This is a genomic window from Streptomyces sp. NPDC031132 (assembly GCF_055570595.1).
The window spans coordinates 184,419-199,979 of sequence record NZ_JBVIGX010000003.1 but is presented as its reverse complement, the minus strand read 5'-3'; the positions used below and the strand labels follow the sequence as shown (position 1 = coordinate 199,979).

The window sequence follows — 15,561 nt, the reverse complement described above, 5'->3', positions numbered from 1 at the left end:
ATCACCCGCACCGCCCGGAGCGCACCGATGACCGCCAAGCCCGCCCGCCGCACCCATCCCGTCCTGCACGCCGCCGTCGTGCTGCTCCTGCTGGCCGGCAGCGCGTACTTCACCTACGAGCTGCGCAAGGAAGAGCAGGCCAAGGCCCCCGCGGTGCTGCGCGTCACCGACCAGGCGCACCAGGGCGGCGCCCAGGAGGGCGCCCAGAAGTGGGACCGGTTGAAGAACCCGGAGCGCTCGGTCCTGAGGGGCGCGGACGGCGCCGTCCTCGCCACCTTCACGGACGGCGCGCGCACCGCGTCGCTCACCGGCAAGAGCCGTACCTTCACCGAGCCGGCCACCACCCGGACCCGCGTCGTCACCGACAACTGGGTCCGCCTGCTGCCGGAGAGCTGGCGCAGCGGCGCGGAGCGCGAGCAGTGGTTCCAGGACTGGTTCAAGAAGTACTACGGGAGCGAGGAGGACGACCTCTTCGCCATCGCCTTCCAGTACGCGGACCAGGCACCGGTCAAGAAGGACGCGGCCGGCGTCCAGTACGCGGGCGACGCGGCCTTCGGGCCGCTCAACCCGAACGGCTCCGTGGGCAACGACCTCCGCCTGGAGCAGTCGGACTTCTACGACTACCTCGGTATCCCGTACACCTTCCGCAACGGCACCACGGAACAGCCGGAGAAGGCCAAGCACCGGGCCCTGGACTGCTCCGGCTTCATCCGCACGGTATTCGGCTACCGCGGCCGCTTCCCGCTGATGGCCTCCGACACCGGCGGCAACGGACTGCCGCGCACCGCCAACGGAATGGCCCGCTCGAAGGCCGGCGTGGACATCCTGGCCCTCAAGGACGTCGGCCCGCAGGGCCGGCCGGCCTCCGTCGACGTCCTCCAGCCGGGCGACCTGGTGTTCTTCAAACTCGACGGGCGCACCGGCGACCGCCTGGACCACGTCGGCATGTACCTCGGCAACGACACCGACGGGCACAAGATCTTCATGTCGAGCCGCGAAGAGGCCAACGGCCCCACCATCGGCGACAAGGGCGGCGCCTCCCGCCTCGACGGCAACGGCTACTACGCCGCCGCCCTGCGCAGCGCCAAGCGCCTTTGACCCGACCGCCCGTGCGGCCCGCAGGCGCGCCGGACATACGAGAAGGCGGGACCATGCGGACCCCCGGCCGCCTGATCCCGCCCTCTCCCCCCGCAGGCCCCCGTCCCACCCCCGTAGGACGGGCCCCCTGGCCCATGGTCTGTGGTGTGCCGCGTTACGCGACGAGCTCCTCGAAGGACTCCGCCTCGTCGCGGCCGAAGCTCAGCACCTCGTCGTCCCGCAGGCGCCGCAGCGACCGCCAGATGCTCGACTTCACGGTGCCGACGCTGATGCCCAGGATCTCCGCGATCTCCGGGTCCGTACGGCCCTCGTAGTAGCGCAGCACCAGCATCGTGCGCTGCGGCTCCGGAATGCGGGCCAGTGCCTGCCACAGCACCGCGCGCAGCTCCGTACCCCGCATCGCGTCCGTGTCCGAGGCCGTCTCCGGGAGCTCCTCGGTCGGGTACTCGTTCAGCTTCCGCCGGCGCCACGCGCTGATGTGCAGGTTCGTCATCGTGCGCCGCAGGTACCCGCCGACGGCCGCCTTGTCGCTGATCCGGTCCCAGGCGCGGTACGTGGAGAACAGCGCGCTCTGCAGCAGGTCCTCGGCCTCGTAACGGTCACCGGTCAGGTGGAAGGCCGTCGCGTACAGGGCGGCCCGCCGCTCCTGGACGTACGCCGTGAACTCGGCCTCCGAGGTGGAGGAGAGCTCGGGCGTGTGCTGCTCCGCGACGGAAGACCGGTACGTGTTCGCGTCGATGGCCACCGTGTGCGCCGGCCGCGGACGGGCGACCGTCACCGACCGGACACCTGCCCGGCGGTTCACATCGTGCAGCCGCGTGACAACCGCGCTGGTGGTGGTGCTGTGCAGCGTGTTCATCTCGCGCCCCCCGTCGTGGAGTCTGCTTCGGATCCTGCTCGGTTTCGTTGGTAGAAGACTGCCCGGCCGACTTAACCGGGGTGTCCGCCGACTGTCACAGGCCTGTCACAGCGACCCCCGTGTGATCCCGTGCACCCGGCGGTCGAACTCCGAACGGTCGATGGGACAGAATGAGCCCGTGCCTTTCCTGTTGCTGATCGAGGACGACGACGCCATCCGCACGGCCCTCGAACTCTCCCTGACTCGCCAGGGCCACCGTGTGGCCACCGCGGCGACGGGCGAGGACGGCCTGAAACTGCTGCGCGAGCAGCGGCCGGACCTGATCGTGCTGGACGTGATGCTGCCCGGGATCGACGGTTTCGAGGTGTGCCGGCGGATCCGCCGCACCGACCAGCTGCCGATCATCCTGCTCACCGCGCGCAGTGACGACATCGACGTGGTGGTGGGCCTGGAGTCCGGCGCCGACGACTACGTCGTCAAGCCCGTCCAGGGCCGGGTGCTCGACGCCCGGATCCGGGCCGTGCTGCGCCGCGGGGAACGGGAGGCCACCGACTCCGCCGTCTTCGGGTCCCTGGTCATCGACCGGGCCGCGATGACGGTCACGAAGAACGGCGAGGACCTCCAGCTGACGCCGACCGAGCTGCGGCTGCTGCTGGAGCTCAGCCGCCGACCCGGGCAGGCGCTCTCCCGGCAGCAGCTGCTGCGGCTGGTCTGGGAGCACGACTACCTCGGCGACTCCCGGCTCGTGGACGCCTGCGTGCAGCGGCTGCGCGCCAAGGTCGAGGAAGTGCCGTCCTCGCCCACCCTCATCCGGACCGTCCGCGGTGTCGGATACCGGCTGGACTCGCCGCAGTGATCAAAGCTCTGTTCGCGGGCCGGCGCTGGACCAGCCTGCGGCTGCGGCTCCTGATGGTGTTCTGCCTGGTCGCGCTGGTGGCCGCGGTCTCCGCGTCCGGCATCGCGTACTGGCTCAACCGCGAGGCGGTGCTCACCCGTACCCAGGACGCGGCCCTCGGCGACTTCCGCCAGGAGATGCAGAACCGGGCCGCGGCGCTGCCCGCCGACCCGACGCCCGAGGAGATGCAGCGCACCGCCGAGCTGATGGCGGGCAGCAGCCCCGGCTACAGCGTGCTGCTGGTCGACGAGCGGGGCGGCCGCAAGGTGTTCGGCGCGGCAGGTCCCGACTCCTTCGGACTGGACGACGTACCGGCCTCGCTGCAGCGTGCGGTGAACGACCGGCAGAAGGCGACGGCGGCCAACGACTCCGAGTACCACGTGTACTGGCAGCGGACGAAGCCGCGCGGCAATCCGTACCTGGTCGGCGGGACGCGGATCGTGGGCGGCGGGCCGACCGGCTACATGTACAAGTCCCTGGCGCAGGAGCGGGACGACCTGAACGCGCTGGGCTGGTCGCTGACCATCGCCACGGGTCTCGCGCTGCTCGGGTCGGCGCTGCTGGCGCAGGCCGCGGCCCGGACCGTGCTCAAGCCCGTACAACGGCTGGGGGACGCGGCGCGGCGCCTGGGCGAGGGCGAGCTGGACACCCGGCTGGAGGTGTCGGGGACCGACGAACTGGCCGATCTCTCGCACACGTTCAACAAGACGGCCGAGGCGCTGGAGAAGAAGGTCGCCGACATGAGCGCCCGGGAGGAGTCGAGCCGGCGCTTCGTCGCGGACATGTCGCACGAACTGCGCACTCCGCTGACGGCGTTGACGGCGGTCGCCGAGGTGCTGGAGGAAGAGGTCGAAGACCTCGATCCGATGATCGCACCGGCGGTCGCGCTGGTCGTCAGCGAGACCCGGCGGCTGAACATCCTGGTGGAGAACCTGATGGAGGTCACCCGCTTCGACGCGGGGACGGCCCGGCTCGTGCTCGACGACGTGGACGTCGCCGACCAGGTGACGGCGTGCATCGACGCGCGGGCGTGGCTCGACGCGGTCGAACTCGACGCCGAGCGCGGCATCGTGGCGCGGCTCGACCCGCGCCGGCTCGACGTCATCCTCGCCAACCTGATCGGCAACGCGCTCAAGCACGGCGGCTCGCCGGTGCGGGTCTCGGTGGTCGTCGAGGGCGAGTGGCTGGTCATCGCGGTCCAGGACAACGGGCCGGGCATCCCGGAGGAGGTGCTGCCGCACGTCTTCGACCGTTTCTACAAGGCGAGCGCCTCGCGGCCGAAGTCGGACGGCAGCGGGCTCGGCCTGTCGATCGCCGTGGAGAACGCGCACATCCACGGCGGTGACATCACCGCCGCCAACGGGCCGGAGGGCGGCGCGCTGTTCACGCTGCGGCTGCCGATGGACGTGGGGAAGGTGATCGCCGGTGACGCGGACGCGTAGGGCGGCAGTGCTCCTGCTGGTGTCGGGCCTGGTGTCCGGATGCGGGATCAGGGCGACGACGGTGCCGGTGGACGTCGGCCCCGCGCCTTCGCGGGTGTCGTGCGACACCCCCGAACTGCAGACCGGGGTACAGGGCTTCCGGGCCACGGTGGAGCTGGTGTGCGGATCGCAGCTGGTCGGCGTGGAACGGGTGGTGCCGGTGCCGGAGAAGAAGCCGGTACGCGACCCCGTGGTGCTGGTCGCCGAGGCACTCCTGGAGGCACTGGAGCGGGAGCCGTCGGCGGAGGAGCGGGACGCGGGCTTCACGACGTCCGTCCCCGACGGGCTGACGGTCGCGCCGGCCCGCCCGGGCGATCCGGCGGGCACGATCCGCCTCAGCCGCAAGCCGGAGGACCTGCCGCCGGTCGCGCTGTCGCAGGTGGTGTGCACGCTGGCGGGCAGCGAGGCCGTCTCGGCGGGCCCGGGCCCGGTGGTCCTCGGCGGCCCGGACGCGGATCCGCCGCGGGCGTGGGAGTGCACGGAAGCGGTCCGCTCCCGCCCCGAATCGGTCCCCACCCTGGGCGAACTGGTCCGCCCGACGCCCACTCCTTCTTGACGCGCGGCTCTCCTTCTCGACGCGCCGCTCTCCTTCTCGACGCGCCGCTCGCGCGGCTCGGCGCCGGGGCGCCTCCCCGGCTTCGCGCCGCTGCGCCGGCCTCCGACCGGCGGGTGCGGGCCGGGGGCTTCGGCCCCTGCCCGGCCCTGAGCGGCGCCAAGGTCCCTGCGGGGCCATGGCGCCGGAAGGGGCACGGCTCCGATGCCCTTCCAGGGCTGATCGTGGTCGGGGCGATGGCGACGGCCGATTCAGAAGCGTCGATGTGACCGGCGGGCACGCCCCAGACGGCCGACGGACGCCAAGACCAGAGGAGCGCGTAGCGATCTGACGCGCTTGGGTGGCCCGGAGGGGGCTCTGGTCGCCGTCAGGTGCGGGTAGCCGCGCCCTGGTCCGGGATCTGGGGGTCTGAAGGCCCGGCTGCCCGGCGTGCCGGAGACCGGCCCCTCGCCTGGTCTCTGACACGGCGTCCCCCCGACGATGGACCGTGCCGTTCCTTTCGGGGGTTTCCCGGCAGTCCTTGTCTTTCCGGGGCGGGTCGGTCGGTCAAGGGTCGCCGAAGGCGATCGCGCAGCGACGCGAACGAAGTGAGCGCCCTTGACGGGCCGGCACGAACCGGAAGGACGATGGGACTGACGGGAAGCCCCCGAACCCACTCCGATACGGGCCAGGGGGCTACGGCTCCCCACCCCCGGACCCGCACCCGGGGGACACGCAACCCGGACCGAGCCCGGCACCTCGAGGGGAGACGGCCGGCCCGCGCCGCAGACGACGTGCGCACCCCGGAAACGACGTACGCACCCCGGAAACGACGTACGCACCCCGGAAACGACGTACGCACCCCGAAACGACGTACGCACCCCGGAAACGAAGCACGCACCCCCGAAGCGACGTACGCACCCCCGAAACGGCGACGGCCCCCCGAGCCGGAGCTCAGGGGGCCGAGGGCCGGGCCCCGGTGGACGGACCGGGGCCCGGCAGGGGCCGAAGCCCCTGGACTGCACCCGACGGACGGAGTCCGGCGCAGCGGCGCGTGAGGGATCAGATGCCCGCGGCTGCCGACAGGTCCTTCTTGATCGCGTCCAGGATCTCCTGGCCGCGGGTACGGGCCGGGGCGAGGTCCGCGGCGTCCGCCACCGGGACCACGACCTCCAGGTAGCACTTCAGCTTCGGCTCCGTGCCCGACGGCCGCACGATCACCCGGGCCTTGTAGTCGCCCTCGAGGTAGTAGCGCAGCCCGTCCGTGGGCGGCAGCGTCGCAGTGCCCCGGTTCAGGTCCTCCGCCGAGGAGACCCGCAGGCCCGCCAGCGACACCGGCGGCTCCGCCCGCAGCGCAGCCATCGCCGAGGCGATGACCGAGAGATCCGAGACGCGGACCGACAGCTGGTCGGTGGCGTGCAGGCCGTGCTCCATCGCCAGGTCGTCCAGCAGATCGCTCAGCGTGCGGCCCTGCTCCTTGAGCTCCGAGGCCAGCTCCGCGACCAGCAGGGCGGCGGTGATGCCGTCCTTGTCGCGGACGCCCTCGGGGTCCACGCAGTAGCCGAGCGCCTCCTCGTAGCCGTAGCGCAGGCCCTCGACGCGGGCGATCCACTTGAAGCCCGTGAGGGTCTCCTCGTAGCCGACGCCCGCCGCCTCCGCGATCCGGCCCAGGAGGGAGGACGACACGATCGACTCCGCGAAGACGCCCTGCGCGCCCTTGTGGACCAGGTGGGCCGCCAGCAGCGCACCGACCTCGTCGCCGCGGAGCATGCGCCACCCGGTCGCCGAAGCGTCGTCCGGGACGGCCACCGCGCAGCGGTCCGCGTCCGGGTCGTTCGCGATCACGATGTCCGGCTCGGCCTCGGCGGCCTTGGCGAAGGCCAGGTCCATGGCCCCCGGCTCCTCCGGGTTGGGGAAGGCCACCGTCGGGAAGGCCGGGTCCGGCTCAGCCTGCTCGGCCACGAGGACCGGCTCCGGGAAGCCGGCGCGGGCGAAGGCGGCCAGGACGACGTCCTTGCCGACGCCGTGCATGGCCGTGTAGACGGTGCGCACGCCCCGGGGCGAGCCGGGGGTCAGGACGGCGTCCGTACGGGCCAGGTAGGCCTCCAGGACCTCGTCGCCGAGGTCCTCCCAGCCGGACTCCGGACGGGGGACCGAGGCGAGGGTCTCCACGCGCCCGATCTCCGCCGCGATCTCGACGTCCGCCGGGGACACGATCTGCGAGCCGTCGCCGAGGTAGACCTTGTAGCCGTTGTCCCGGGGCGGGTTGTGGCTCGCGGTCACCTCGACGCCGGCGACGGCACCCAGGTGCCGTATGGCGTACGCGAGGACGGGCGTCGGCAGGGGGCGGGGCAGGACGGCCGCGCGCAGGCCCGCGCCGGTCATGACGGCGGCGGTGTCGCGGGCGAAGTCCGCCGACTTGTACCGCGCGTCGTAGCCGACGACGACCAGGCCGCCGGCGTGGCCCTGGGCCTTCAGGTAGGCCGCGAGGCCCGCCGCGGCCCGGATGACCACCGAGCGGTTCATCCGCATCGGGCCCGCGCCGATCTCGCCGCGCAGTCCGGCGGTGCCGAACTGGAGGGTGCCGGAGAACCGGTCCGCGAGGTCGGTGGTGTCACCGGCCTCGATGATCTTGGCGAGCTCGGCCGCCGTCTCCGGGTCCGGGTCCTCCGCCAGCCAGGCCTGGGCCCGGGTGATCAGGTCGTCCTGTTCCTGCACTACTTCCGCCTTGTCTCTCGTACGGTCGTTTCTCGTACGGTCGTTTCTCGTACGGTGCCGGTGCCTCAGATGCGGGCGAGGACCTGGGTCAGCAGCTTGCCCATGCGGGCGGCCGAGTCACGGCCGGCCTGGAGCACCTCTTCGTGGTTCAGCGGCTCGCCGGAGAGGCCCGCCGCCAGGTTGGTGACCAGGGAGATGCCGAGCACCTCGGCGCCGGCCTCGCGGGCGGCGATCGCCTCGAGGACCGTGGACATGCCGACCAGGTCGGCGCCCATGACGCGGATCATGTTGATCTCGGCCGGCGTCTCGTAGTGCGGGCCGGGGAACTGGACGTAGACGCCCTCTTCGAGGGTCTCGTCGATCTCCTTGCACATCGCGCGCAGGCGCGGCGAGTACAGGTCGGTCAGGTCCACGAAGTTCGCGCCGACGATCGGCGAGGCGGCCGTCAGGTTGAGGTGGTCGCTGATCAGGACGGGCTGGCCGGGCTTCATGCCCTCGCGCAGACCGCCGCAGCCGTTGGTGAGGACGATGGTCTTGCAGCCGGCGGCGACGGCGGTGCGCACGCCGTGGGCGACGGCGGCGACGCCGCGGCCCTCGTAGTAGTGGGTCCGGCCGAGGAAGAGCAGCGCACGCTTGTCGCCGATCTTGTACGAGCGGATCTTGCCGCCGTGGCCCTCGACCGCGGGCGGCGGGAAGCCGGGCAGCTCGGTGACGGGGAACTCGGCCTCGGGCGCGCCCAGCGCCTCTGCGGCGGGGGCCCAGCCGGAGCCCATGACGAGGGCGACATCGTGGGTTTCGGCGCCGGTCAGCTCACGCAGGCGGGCGGCTGCGGCGGTGGCGTCGGCGAAGGGGTCGGTAACAGATGCGTTCACGCAGACGAGCGTAACCGAGCATTGCCTACGCGCGTAGATGGCGCAGCTCACGGTGTTCGGATCGTTGCCTTGTCGTTTCCACCGAAACGTCCCCCGGCCACCGCTCAGCAGGGCCGCTTGCGCAGTTCCATCACGTAGTCGTGCGGCGCGCCCGCCGATTCGGCCGCGTCGGCGATCTCACCGAGGTAGCGCGCCGAGGGCAGACCGCCCTCGTACCCGTTCAGTACGTAGCACCACGCCGCCTCCTCGCCGTCCAGCGTGTGGACGCGGATCCGCATTCGGCGGTAGATGTCGAGCCCGACACCCTCCCACCGGTCCATGGAGTCCTCGTCCAGCGGAGCGATGTCGTACAGGGCGACGAACACCTGGTGCCGCGGGGCCTCGACGATCGTGGCGAGGGCGCCCTCCCACCCCATCTGCTCACCGCCGAAGGTCAGCCGCCAGTCGTTGATCCAGCCCGTGCCGCGCAGCGGCGAATGCGGAGCGCGGCGCGTCATCAGCCGCGGGTCGAGGTTGCCGGCGTACGCGGCGTAGAGCGACATGAGGTCGAGGGTACGGGAGGGGCGGGGATGGCCGCGTGCCCGGATGGTGCCCGGACGGCGCCCGGATGGCCGGACCGGGGGAGAAGCACCTTGAAGCGTGCGGGACAATGGGGCACGGAATGCATCCCCCGGGGAGACCCCCCGGAAGCCCCGGCCGGGGCGGCAGCCGGCCGGGTAGACGTGAGGCGGAGTTTTCGTGACCCGGATCGTGATCATCGGCGGCGGACCCGGCGGGTATGAGGCGGCCCTCGTGGGGGCCCAGCTCGGCGCGGAGGTGACCGTCGTCGACTGCGACGGTCTGGGCGGCGCGTCGGTGCTCACCGACTGCGTGCCCTCCAAGACTCTCATCGCGACCGCCGAGGTCATGACGACCTTCGACTCGTCGTACGAGGAGCTCGGCATCGTCGTCGCCGACGACACCCCGCCGCTGGAGCAGGCCGCGCGCGTCGTCGGCGTCGACCTCGGCAAGGTGAACCGGCGCGTCAAGCGCCTCGCCCTCGCCCAGTCGCACGACATCACCGCCTCCGTCACCCGGGCCGGCGCCCGTGTCGTACGGGGCCGCGGCAAGCTCGGCGGCCCGCAGGGCATCGACGGCACGCGCGACGTCATCGTCACCGCCGCCGACGGCACCGAGACGATCCTGACGGCCGACGCCGTGCTGATCGCGACCGGCGGCCACCCCCGCGAGATCCCGGACGCCATGCCCGACGGCGAGCGGATCCTGAACTGGACCCAGGTCTACGACCTGGACGAGCTCCCCGAAGAGCTCATCGTGGTCGGCTCCGGTGTCACCGGCGCCGAGTTCGCCGGCGCGTACCAGGCCCTCGGCTCCCGGGTGACCCTGGTCTCCTCCCGCGACCGCGTGCTGCCCGGCGAGGACCCGGACGCGGCCGCCGTCCTCGAGGACGTCTTCCGCCGCCGCGGCATGAACGTCATCGGCCGCTCCCGCGCCGAGTCCGCCAAGCGGGTCGGCGACCGGGTCGAGGTCACCCTCTCCGACGGCCGCGTCATCACCGGCACGCACTGCCTGATGGCGGTCGGCGCGATCCCGAACACCAGGGACATGAACCTGGAGGAGTCCGGGGTCCGGCTCAAGGACTCCGGCCACATCTGGACCGACAAGGTCTCCCGTACGTCCGCGCCCGGCGTGTACGCGGCCGGCGACGTGACGGGCATCTTCGCGCTGGCCTCCGTCGCCGCCATGCAGGGCCGCATCGCGATGTACCACTTCCTCGGCGACGCCGTGGCCCCGCTGAACCTCAAGACGGTCTCCTCGAACGTCTTCACCGACCCGGAGATCGCCACCGTCGGCTACACCCAGGCCGACGTGGACGCCGGGAAGATCGACGCCCGCGTGGTGAAGCTGCCGCTGCTGCGCAACCCGCGCGCCAAGATGCAGGGCATCCGGGACGGCTTCGTGAAGCTGTTCTGCCGCCCCGGCACCGGGATCGTGGTGGGCGGCGTGGTCGTGTCGCCGCGCGCGAGCGAGCTGATCCACCCCATCTCGATCGCCGTCGACAACAACCTGACCGTCGAGCAGATCGCAAACGCGTTCACGGTGTACCCCTCGCTGTCGGGATCGATCGCCGAGGTGGCGCGCCAGCTGCACACGCGGAAGGCCGCCGGCGAGGCGTGAGAACGGCAACCGCCCCACGTCGCAAGGGGACTTGGGGCGGGCCGCCGGGGAGTGAAGAGACGTTCACTCAACCGACCGGACGCGTATACCACTAGTCGCCCTGTTTTATGGACAACTTCGGTATTCCGGCGCAAGGAGCTGAAACAAGACGGTCGTTGGGGTTACTGTCAGTTTCGTGTTCGCTGCAGAACGTCGCCAATTGATTCTCGAAATGGTGCGGGCCAACGGAGCGGTATCGCTCCGGGAGCTCGCCCGCGTCGTCCAGACCTCCGAAGTGACCGTACGGCGGGACGTGCGGGCGCTGGAGGCAGAAGGACTCCTCGACCGCCGACACGGCGGTGCGGTTTTGCCGGGCGGTTTCACGCGAGAGTCCGGGTTTCCGCAAAAGTCCCATCTCGCGACGGCGGAAAAGACCGCCATTGCCGACGTAGCGGCCGGCCTTGTCGAAGAAGGCGAGGCCGTCGTCGTCGGCGCGGGCACCACGACCCAGGAGCTGGCCCGCCGGCTCGCCCGGGTGCCCGGACTGACCGTCGTCACCAACTCGCTGCTGGTCGCGCAGGCTCTGGCCCACGCGAACCGGGTGGAGGTGGTCATGACCGGCGGGACCCTGCGGGGCTCCAACTACGCGCTGGTCGGCAGCGGTGCCGAGCAGTCCCTCCAGGGGCTGCGGGTGTCGCGGGCCTTCCTCTCCGGGAGCGGCCTGACCGCCGAGCGCGGGCTGTCCACGTCCAACATGCTCAGCGCGAGCGTGGACCGGGCGCTGGTGCAGGCCGCGGCGGAAGTGGTGGTGCTGGCCGACCACACGAAGCTCGGGACCGACACCATGTTCCAGACCGTGCCGACGGACGTGATGACCCGTCTGGTCACGGACGAGCCGCCGCCGCACGACGACCGGGCGGCGACGGAGCTGCAGGCGCTCGCCGACCAGGGCGTGCAGATCACCGTGGCCGGGGCCGTGGCCTCCGGTGGTGAGGGGATGGTGGGCCGGCGCCCGCGCAGGGAGTCCCCGCTGCCGGTGCAGAGGCGTGGGGGGCCGTCGGCCCAACTGCGCAGCGCGCCCGCGTCGCTGCTGGAGCAGGCTGCCGGCGGGGACCGCCCCCGCGTCGCGGACATGAGGCGTCGCTAGCCGCGGTCTGGGCCTGCCGGTGCGGCGCCGTTGCCGGGGCTCCGCCCAGACCCCGCGCGTCAAACGCCGGCGGGGCCGGGTTGTGCCTGGCGGCCGCCGGCACGATCCGCCCCGCCGGCGTTTGACGCGCGGGGGTTCCGGGGGCAGCGCCCGCCGGAGCGGCGCCGCTCGTGAGAAACGGGGTCCCCGGGGCTCGAGCCCCGGGAACCCCGGTCAAGGACGTCAGTCCTTGATCTCGCAGATGGTGGCGCCGGAGGTGAGGCTGGCGCCGACCTCGGCCGTCAGGCCGACGATCGTCCCGGAGCGGTGCGCGTTCAGCGGCTGCTCCATCTTCATGGCCTCGAGCACGACGACCAGGTCGCCCTCGTTGACCTGCTGGCCCTCCTCGACCGCGACCTTGACGATCGTGCCCTGCATCGGGGACGCGAGGGTGTCGCCGGAGGCCGCCGGGCCGGACTTCTTCGCCGCGCGGCGCTTCGGCTTGGCACCGCCCGCAGCGGCCGTGCGCGCCAGGGTCATGCCCAGCGAGGACGGCAGCGAGACCTCGAGGCGCTTGCCGCCGACCTCGACGACCACCGTCTCGCGGCCCGGCTCGTCCTCGGCGTCGTCCGCAGCCGGAGCCGCGAACGCCGGGATCTCGTTGACGAACTCGGTCTCGATCCAGCGGGTGTGCACCCGGAACGGGTCCGAGGTGAACGCCGGATCGGCGACGACCGCGCGGTGGAACGGGATGGCCGTGGCCATGCCCTCGACCTCGAACTCGGCCAGCGCGCGGGCGGCACGCTGGAGCGCCTGCTCGCGGGTGGCGCCGGTGACGATCAGCTTGGCCAGCAGGGAGTCCCAGGCCGGGCCGATGACCGAGCCGGACTCGACGCCCGCGTCCAGGCGCACACCGGGGCCCGACGGGGCGGCGAACTTCGTGACCGTGCCCGGGGCCGGCAGGAAGCCGCGGCCCGGGTCCTCGCCGTTGATGCGGAACTCGAACGAGTGGCCGCGCAGCACCGGGTCGCCGTAGCCGAGCTCCTCGCCGTCGGCGATGCGGAACATCTCGCGCACCAGGTCGATGCCGGTGACCTCTTCGGTGACCGGGTGCTCGACCTGGAGGCGGGTGTTGACCTCGAGGAAGGAGATCGTGCCGTCGGTGCCGACGAGGAACTCGACGGTGCCGGCGCCGACGTAGCCGGCTTCCTTCAGGATCGCCTTGGACGCGGCGTACAGCTCCGCGTTCTGGGCCTTGGAGAGGAACGGCGCGGGGGCCTCCTCGACCAGCTTCTGGTGCCGGCGCTGCAGCGAGCAGTCACGCGTGGAGACGACGACCACGTTGCCGTGGCTGTCGGCCAGGCACTGGGTCTCGACGTGCCGCGGCTTGTCGAGGTAGCGCTCGACGAAGCACTCGCCGCGGCCGAAGGCGGCGACGGCCTCGCGGACGGCGGAGTCGTAGAGCTCCGGCACCTCTTCGAGGGTGCGGGCGACCTTCAGGCCGCGACCGCCGCCGCCGAAGGCGGCCTTGATCGCGATCGGCAGGCCGTGCTCCTTGGCGAACGCCACGACCTCCTCGGCGCCCGAGACCGGGTCCGGCGTACCGGCGACCAGCGGGGCGCCGGCGCGCTGCGCGATGTGCCGGGCGGCGACCTTGTCGCCCAGGTCGCGGATGGCCTGCGGCGGCGGGCCGATCCAGGTCAGGCCGGCGTCGAGCACGGCCTGCGCGAAGTCGGCGTTCTCGGAGAGGAAGCCGTATCCGGGATGGATGGCGTCCGCGCCGGAATCGGCTGCGGCCTGCAGGACCTTGGAGATGTCCAAGTAGCTGGCGGCCGGGGTGTCACCGCCCAACGCGAAAGCTTCGTCGGCCGCGCGGACATGCAGAGCGTCCCGGTCCGGATCGGCGTAGACGGCTACGCTTGCGATTCCGGCATCCCGGCAGGCCCGAGCAACGCGGACAGCGATTTCGCCACGGTTGGCGATGAGCACCTTGCGCACGATGGCTCCCTCCTTGAAACAAGCTGAGTTTAGGGACAGCCCACACGGCGTTTCGACCCTTCCCTGGTGGTGACCTTGCCCACACGCAGTGTGATTCGAGTCCACCTCCAAGGAGGAAAGCCCTTGTGGCGCCCCAGGTCAGGGGGATCCCCAACTGCACAGTAACCCCGTCACGTATCCAAGGTCTCTGTCCGCCGGGTCAGCGGCCCCATGTGATTCTTTGTCGAGTCCCTACGAACGGCCCACACATTCTTTGCGTGTCCGCGCCTCGGGGGCCCTTCGCGTAACGAAGCTGCCCGGACCCCTTGTCCGTACGTTTACCCGTTAGTAGCCTCCAGGCGTCGAACAGGCTTGTGGCCGGGGACGTGTGGGGAGGGGTGGATCGTGGGCGTCGTGCTGCGCAGACTCGTGGCCGGGCTGGCCGCGATCGTGCTCGTCGCCGAGGCGGCGGTGCTCGTTCTCGTCCACTTCGTGCTCGGCCGGACCACCCACAACCAGTCGATGTCCATCGCGGGCATGGATCCGGATGTCATGTCCCTGGCGACGTACGGGATGGGGGCCGGCATCGGCGCCTTCCTGCTCGTGTCTGCCGTACTGCTCGCCGTGGCGGCCGTACGCGACCGGGCCCCCGGCACCTTCGCCCGCATCGTGCTCGTCACCGCCGCCGTCACCCACGGGCTGCTCGGCGCCCTCGCCGTCGGCCTGGTCGGCTGGGGCGCCTTCGCGGTGCTGATGCTGATCCTCTGCCTGCTCGTCCTGACCCTGGTGCTCTACGCGGCCCAGGGCGGGGCCGGGACGCCCTCAGGAGGCACCCAGGGCACCCCGGACGGCCAGGACGGGCGGGACGTCCAGGACACCCCGCCTCCGCCCTTCGGGGAGCTCAAGCCCACAAATCCGTGATGGACACGCCCAATTCGGCCAGCAGGGAGCGCAGCAGCGGCATCGACAGCCCGATGACGTTCCCGGGGTCGCCGTCGATGCCCTCGATGAACGGCGCCGACAGCCCGTCCAGGGTGAACGCCCCGGCCACGTGCAGCGGCTCGCCGCTCGCCACGTACGCCGCCACCTCCGCGTCCGTCGGCTCGCCGAACCGGACCGTCGTGGACGCCGTCGCCGAGACCTGACGCCCCGTCGCCGTGTCGATCACGCAGTGCCCGGTGCGCAGTACGCCGGCCCGCCCGCGCATCGACTTCCAGCGGGCGGTCGCCTCCTCGGCGTCCGCCGGCTTGCCGAGCGCCTCGCCGTCCAGCTCCAGCACCGAGTCGCAGCCGATCACCAGGGCGCCCGCGGCCTCGTCCAGGGCCGCCACGACGCCCGCCTTGGCCTCGGCCAGCGCCAGCGCCAGTTCGGCCGGCGTCTCCGCACTGAGCGCGTCCTCGTCGAAGTTGCTGACGATCACGTGCGGGGCCAGCCCGGCCTGCCGCAGCAGGTTGAGCCGGGCGGGTGAGGCGGAGGCGAGGACGAGGGCGTGGGCCGGGGCCTGGGCAGCAGCAGTCATGCCGCCATCGTAGGGGCGGGAATCCGGAGCCCGGCCCGCGCCGGGACACCCCGGAAGTCCCGCCCGGAAGCCCGGCCTGGAAGCCCACGCCTAGAAGCCCACGCCCAGCACGTACACGACCACCACCATCGCGAGGACGACCACCAGGGTCATCCGCCGGACCATGGCCTGCACGTCGCGCATGTCCTTCGGCGGCTCGTTCTTCGGGTCTGACCAGAGCATGCCTCGATCCTGGCCCCGGAGACCGGAGCGGGGGGGGGGGGGGGGGGGGGGGGGGGCGAGATGTACGCGGGCGGAGGTACTCGCGCACGCAGGACGCCCATAGAG

The 15,561-nt window shown here is 72.1% G+C and carries 14 protein-coding genes; 7 read left to right on the top strand and 7 right to left on the bottom strand.

Going from position 1 to position 15,561, the window contains the following annotated elements; all coding sequences use genetic code 11:
• The first annotated feature begins 27 nt into the window (after positions 1-27).
• Positions 28-1,098, top strand: coding sequence for a C40 family peptidase (locus ACZ49B_RS06560; protein WP_468301066.1), 1,071 nt, complete (start codon positions 28-30; stop codon positions 1,096-1,098).
• Positions 1,099-1,252: 154 nt separating this feature from the next.
• Here the strand turns inward: ACZ49B_RS06560 and ACZ49B_RS06555 are convergent, their stop codons facing one another.
• Positions 1,253-1,957, bottom strand: a complete 705-nt coding sequence (locus tag ACZ49B_RS06555) for a SigE family RNA polymerase sigma factor (RefSeq protein ID WP_468301063.1) — start codon at positions 1,955-1,957, stop codon at positions 1,253-1,255.
• A gap of 178 nt (positions 1,958-2,135) precedes the next feature.
• Between ACZ49B_RS06555 and afsQ1 the strand changes: the two genes are divergently transcribed.
• The 3 genes from afsQ1 to ACZ49B_RS06540 are packed head-to-tail and all read left to right on the top strand — an operon-like array spanning position 2,136 to position 4,889.
• Positions 2,136-2,813: a two-component system response regulator AfsQ1 gene (afsQ1, locus tag ACZ49B_RS06550; RefSeq protein WP_030290789.1), complete on the top strand. Its 678-nt coding sequence runs from the start codon at positions 2,136-2,138 to the stop codon at positions 2,811-2,813.
• Between the two features lie 53 nt (positions 2,814-2,866).
• Positions 2,867-4,294 (top strand): sensor histidine kinase, encoded by a 1,428-nt coding sequence (locus ACZ49B_RS06545; protein WP_468301564.1) that lies wholly within the window; start codon positions 2,867-2,869, stop codon positions 4,292-4,294.
• Complete coding sequence (locus ACZ49B_RS06540) at positions 4,278-4,889, top strand: hypothetical protein (RefSeq protein ID WP_468301059.1); 612 nt, start codon at positions 4,278-4,280, stop codon at positions 4,887-4,889. The genes ACZ49B_RS06545 and ACZ49B_RS06540 overlap by 17 nt, the downstream gene beginning before the upstream one ends.
• 1,038 nt (positions 4,890-5,927) lie before the next feature.
• On the opposite strand, the gene ACZ49B_RS06535 is transcribed toward ACZ49B_RS06540, so the two are convergent.
• From ACZ49B_RS06535 to ACZ49B_RS06525, 3 genes are all read right to left on the bottom strand, one after another.
• Positions 5,928-7,583, bottom strand: a complete 1,656-nt coding sequence (locus ACZ49B_RS06535) for a phospho-sugar mutase (protein ID WP_468301057.1) — start codon at positions 7,581-7,583, stop codon at positions 5,928-5,930.
• Positions 7,584-7,648: 65 nt separating this feature from the next.
• A complete protein-coding gene (locus ACZ49B_RS06530; RefSeq protein ID WP_399245177.1) occupies positions 7,649-8,455 on the bottom strand; it encodes a purine-nucleoside phosphorylase in 807 nt (268 codons plus the stop codon).
• A gap of 104 nt (positions 8,456-8,559) precedes the next feature.
• Positions 8,560-8,997: a gamma-glutamylcyclotransferase family protein gene (locus tag ACZ49B_RS06525; protein WP_053786320.1), complete on the bottom strand. Its 438-nt coding sequence runs from the start codon at positions 8,995-8,997 to the stop codon at positions 8,560-8,562.
• 196 nt (positions 8,998-9,193) lie between these two features.
• On the opposite strand from ACZ49B_RS06525, the gene ACZ49B_RS06520 reads away from it, so the two are divergent.
• On the top strand, positions 9,194-10,633 hold the full coding sequence (locus ACZ49B_RS06520; protein ID WP_468301052.1) for an NAD(P)H-quinone dehydrogenase: 1,440 nt from the start codon (positions 9,194-9,196) through the stop codon (positions 10,631-10,633).
• A 211-nt stretch (positions 10,634-10,844) separates the two neighbouring features.
• On the top strand, positions 10,845-11,759 hold the full coding sequence (locus tag ACZ49B_RS06515; protein ID WP_468301561.1) for a DeoR/GlpR family DNA-binding transcription regulator: 915 nt from the start codon (positions 10,845-10,847) through the stop codon (positions 11,757-11,759).
• A 222-nt stretch (positions 11,760-11,981) separates the two neighbouring features.
• Here ACZ49B_RS06515 and ACZ49B_RS06510 read toward each other — a convergent pair whose 3' ends face one another.
• The gene (locus ACZ49B_RS06510) at positions 11,982-13,736 is read right to left on the bottom strand and encodes an acetyl/propionyl/methylcrotonyl-CoA carboxylase subunit alpha (protein WP_468301049.1); all 1,755 of its coding nucleotides are present in this window, start codon (positions 13,734-13,736) and stop codon (positions 11,982-11,984) included.
• 393 nt (positions 13,737-14,129) lie between these two features.
• Here ACZ49B_RS06510 and ACZ49B_RS06505 point away from each other — a divergent pair, with 393 nt between their 5' ends.
• Positions 14,130-14,636, top strand: a complete 507-nt coding sequence (locus ACZ49B_RS06505; protein ID WP_468301046.1) for a hypothetical protein — start codon at positions 14,130-14,132, stop codon at positions 14,634-14,636.
• On the opposite strand, the gene ACZ49B_RS06500 is transcribed toward ACZ49B_RS06505, so the two are convergent.
• Together ACZ49B_RS06500 and mmpB are read right to left on the bottom strand one after the other, a co-directional pair.
• Positions 14,617-15,234 (bottom strand): Maf family protein, encoded by a 618-nt coding sequence (locus ACZ49B_RS06500; protein ID WP_468301044.1) that lies wholly within the window; start codon positions 15,232-15,234, stop codon positions 14,617-14,619. The two genes, ACZ49B_RS06505 and ACZ49B_RS06500, sit on opposite strands and share 20 nt — an antisense overlap.
• Positions 15,235-15,324: 90 nt before the next feature.
• Positions 15,325-15,456 (bottom strand): morphogenic membrane protein MmpB, encoded by a 132-nt coding sequence (gene mmpB / locus ACZ49B_RS06495; RefSeq protein WP_267882133.1) that lies wholly within the window; start codon positions 15,454-15,456, stop codon positions 15,325-15,327.
• Positions 15,457-15,561 lie beyond the last annotated feature (105 nt).

Bases quoted from the DNA above. Each gene is read 5' to 3' on its own strand.
- ACZ49B_RS06560 (WP_468301066.1), top strand. From the start codon at position 28: ATGACCGCCAAGCCCGCCCGCCGCACCCATCCCGTCCTGCACGCCGCC.
- ACZ49B_RS06555 (WP_468301063.1), bottom strand. From the start codon at position 1,957: ATGAACACGCTGCACAGCACCACCACCAGCGCGGTTGTCACGCGGCTG.
- ACZ49B_RS06545 (WP_468301564.1), top strand. From the start codon at position 2,867: ATGGTGTTCTGCCTGGTCGCGCTGGTGGCCGCGGTCTCCGCGTCCGGC.
- ACZ49B_RS06525 (WP_053786320.1), bottom strand. From the start codon at position 8,997: ATGTCGCTCTACGCCGCGTACGCCGGCAACCTCGACCCGCGGCTGATG.
- ACZ49B_RS06515 (WP_468301561.1), top strand. From the start codon at position 10,845: ATGGTGCGGGCCAACGGAGCGGTATCGCTCCGGGAGCTCGCCCGCGTC.
- ACZ49B_RS06500 (WP_468301044.1), bottom strand. From the start codon at position 15,234: ATGACTGCTGCTGCCCAGGCCCCGGCCCACGCCCTCGTCCTCGCCTCC.
- mmpB (WP_267882133.1), bottom strand. From the start codon at position 15,456: ATGCTCTGGTCAGACCCGAAGAACGAGCCGCCGAAGGACATGCGCGAC.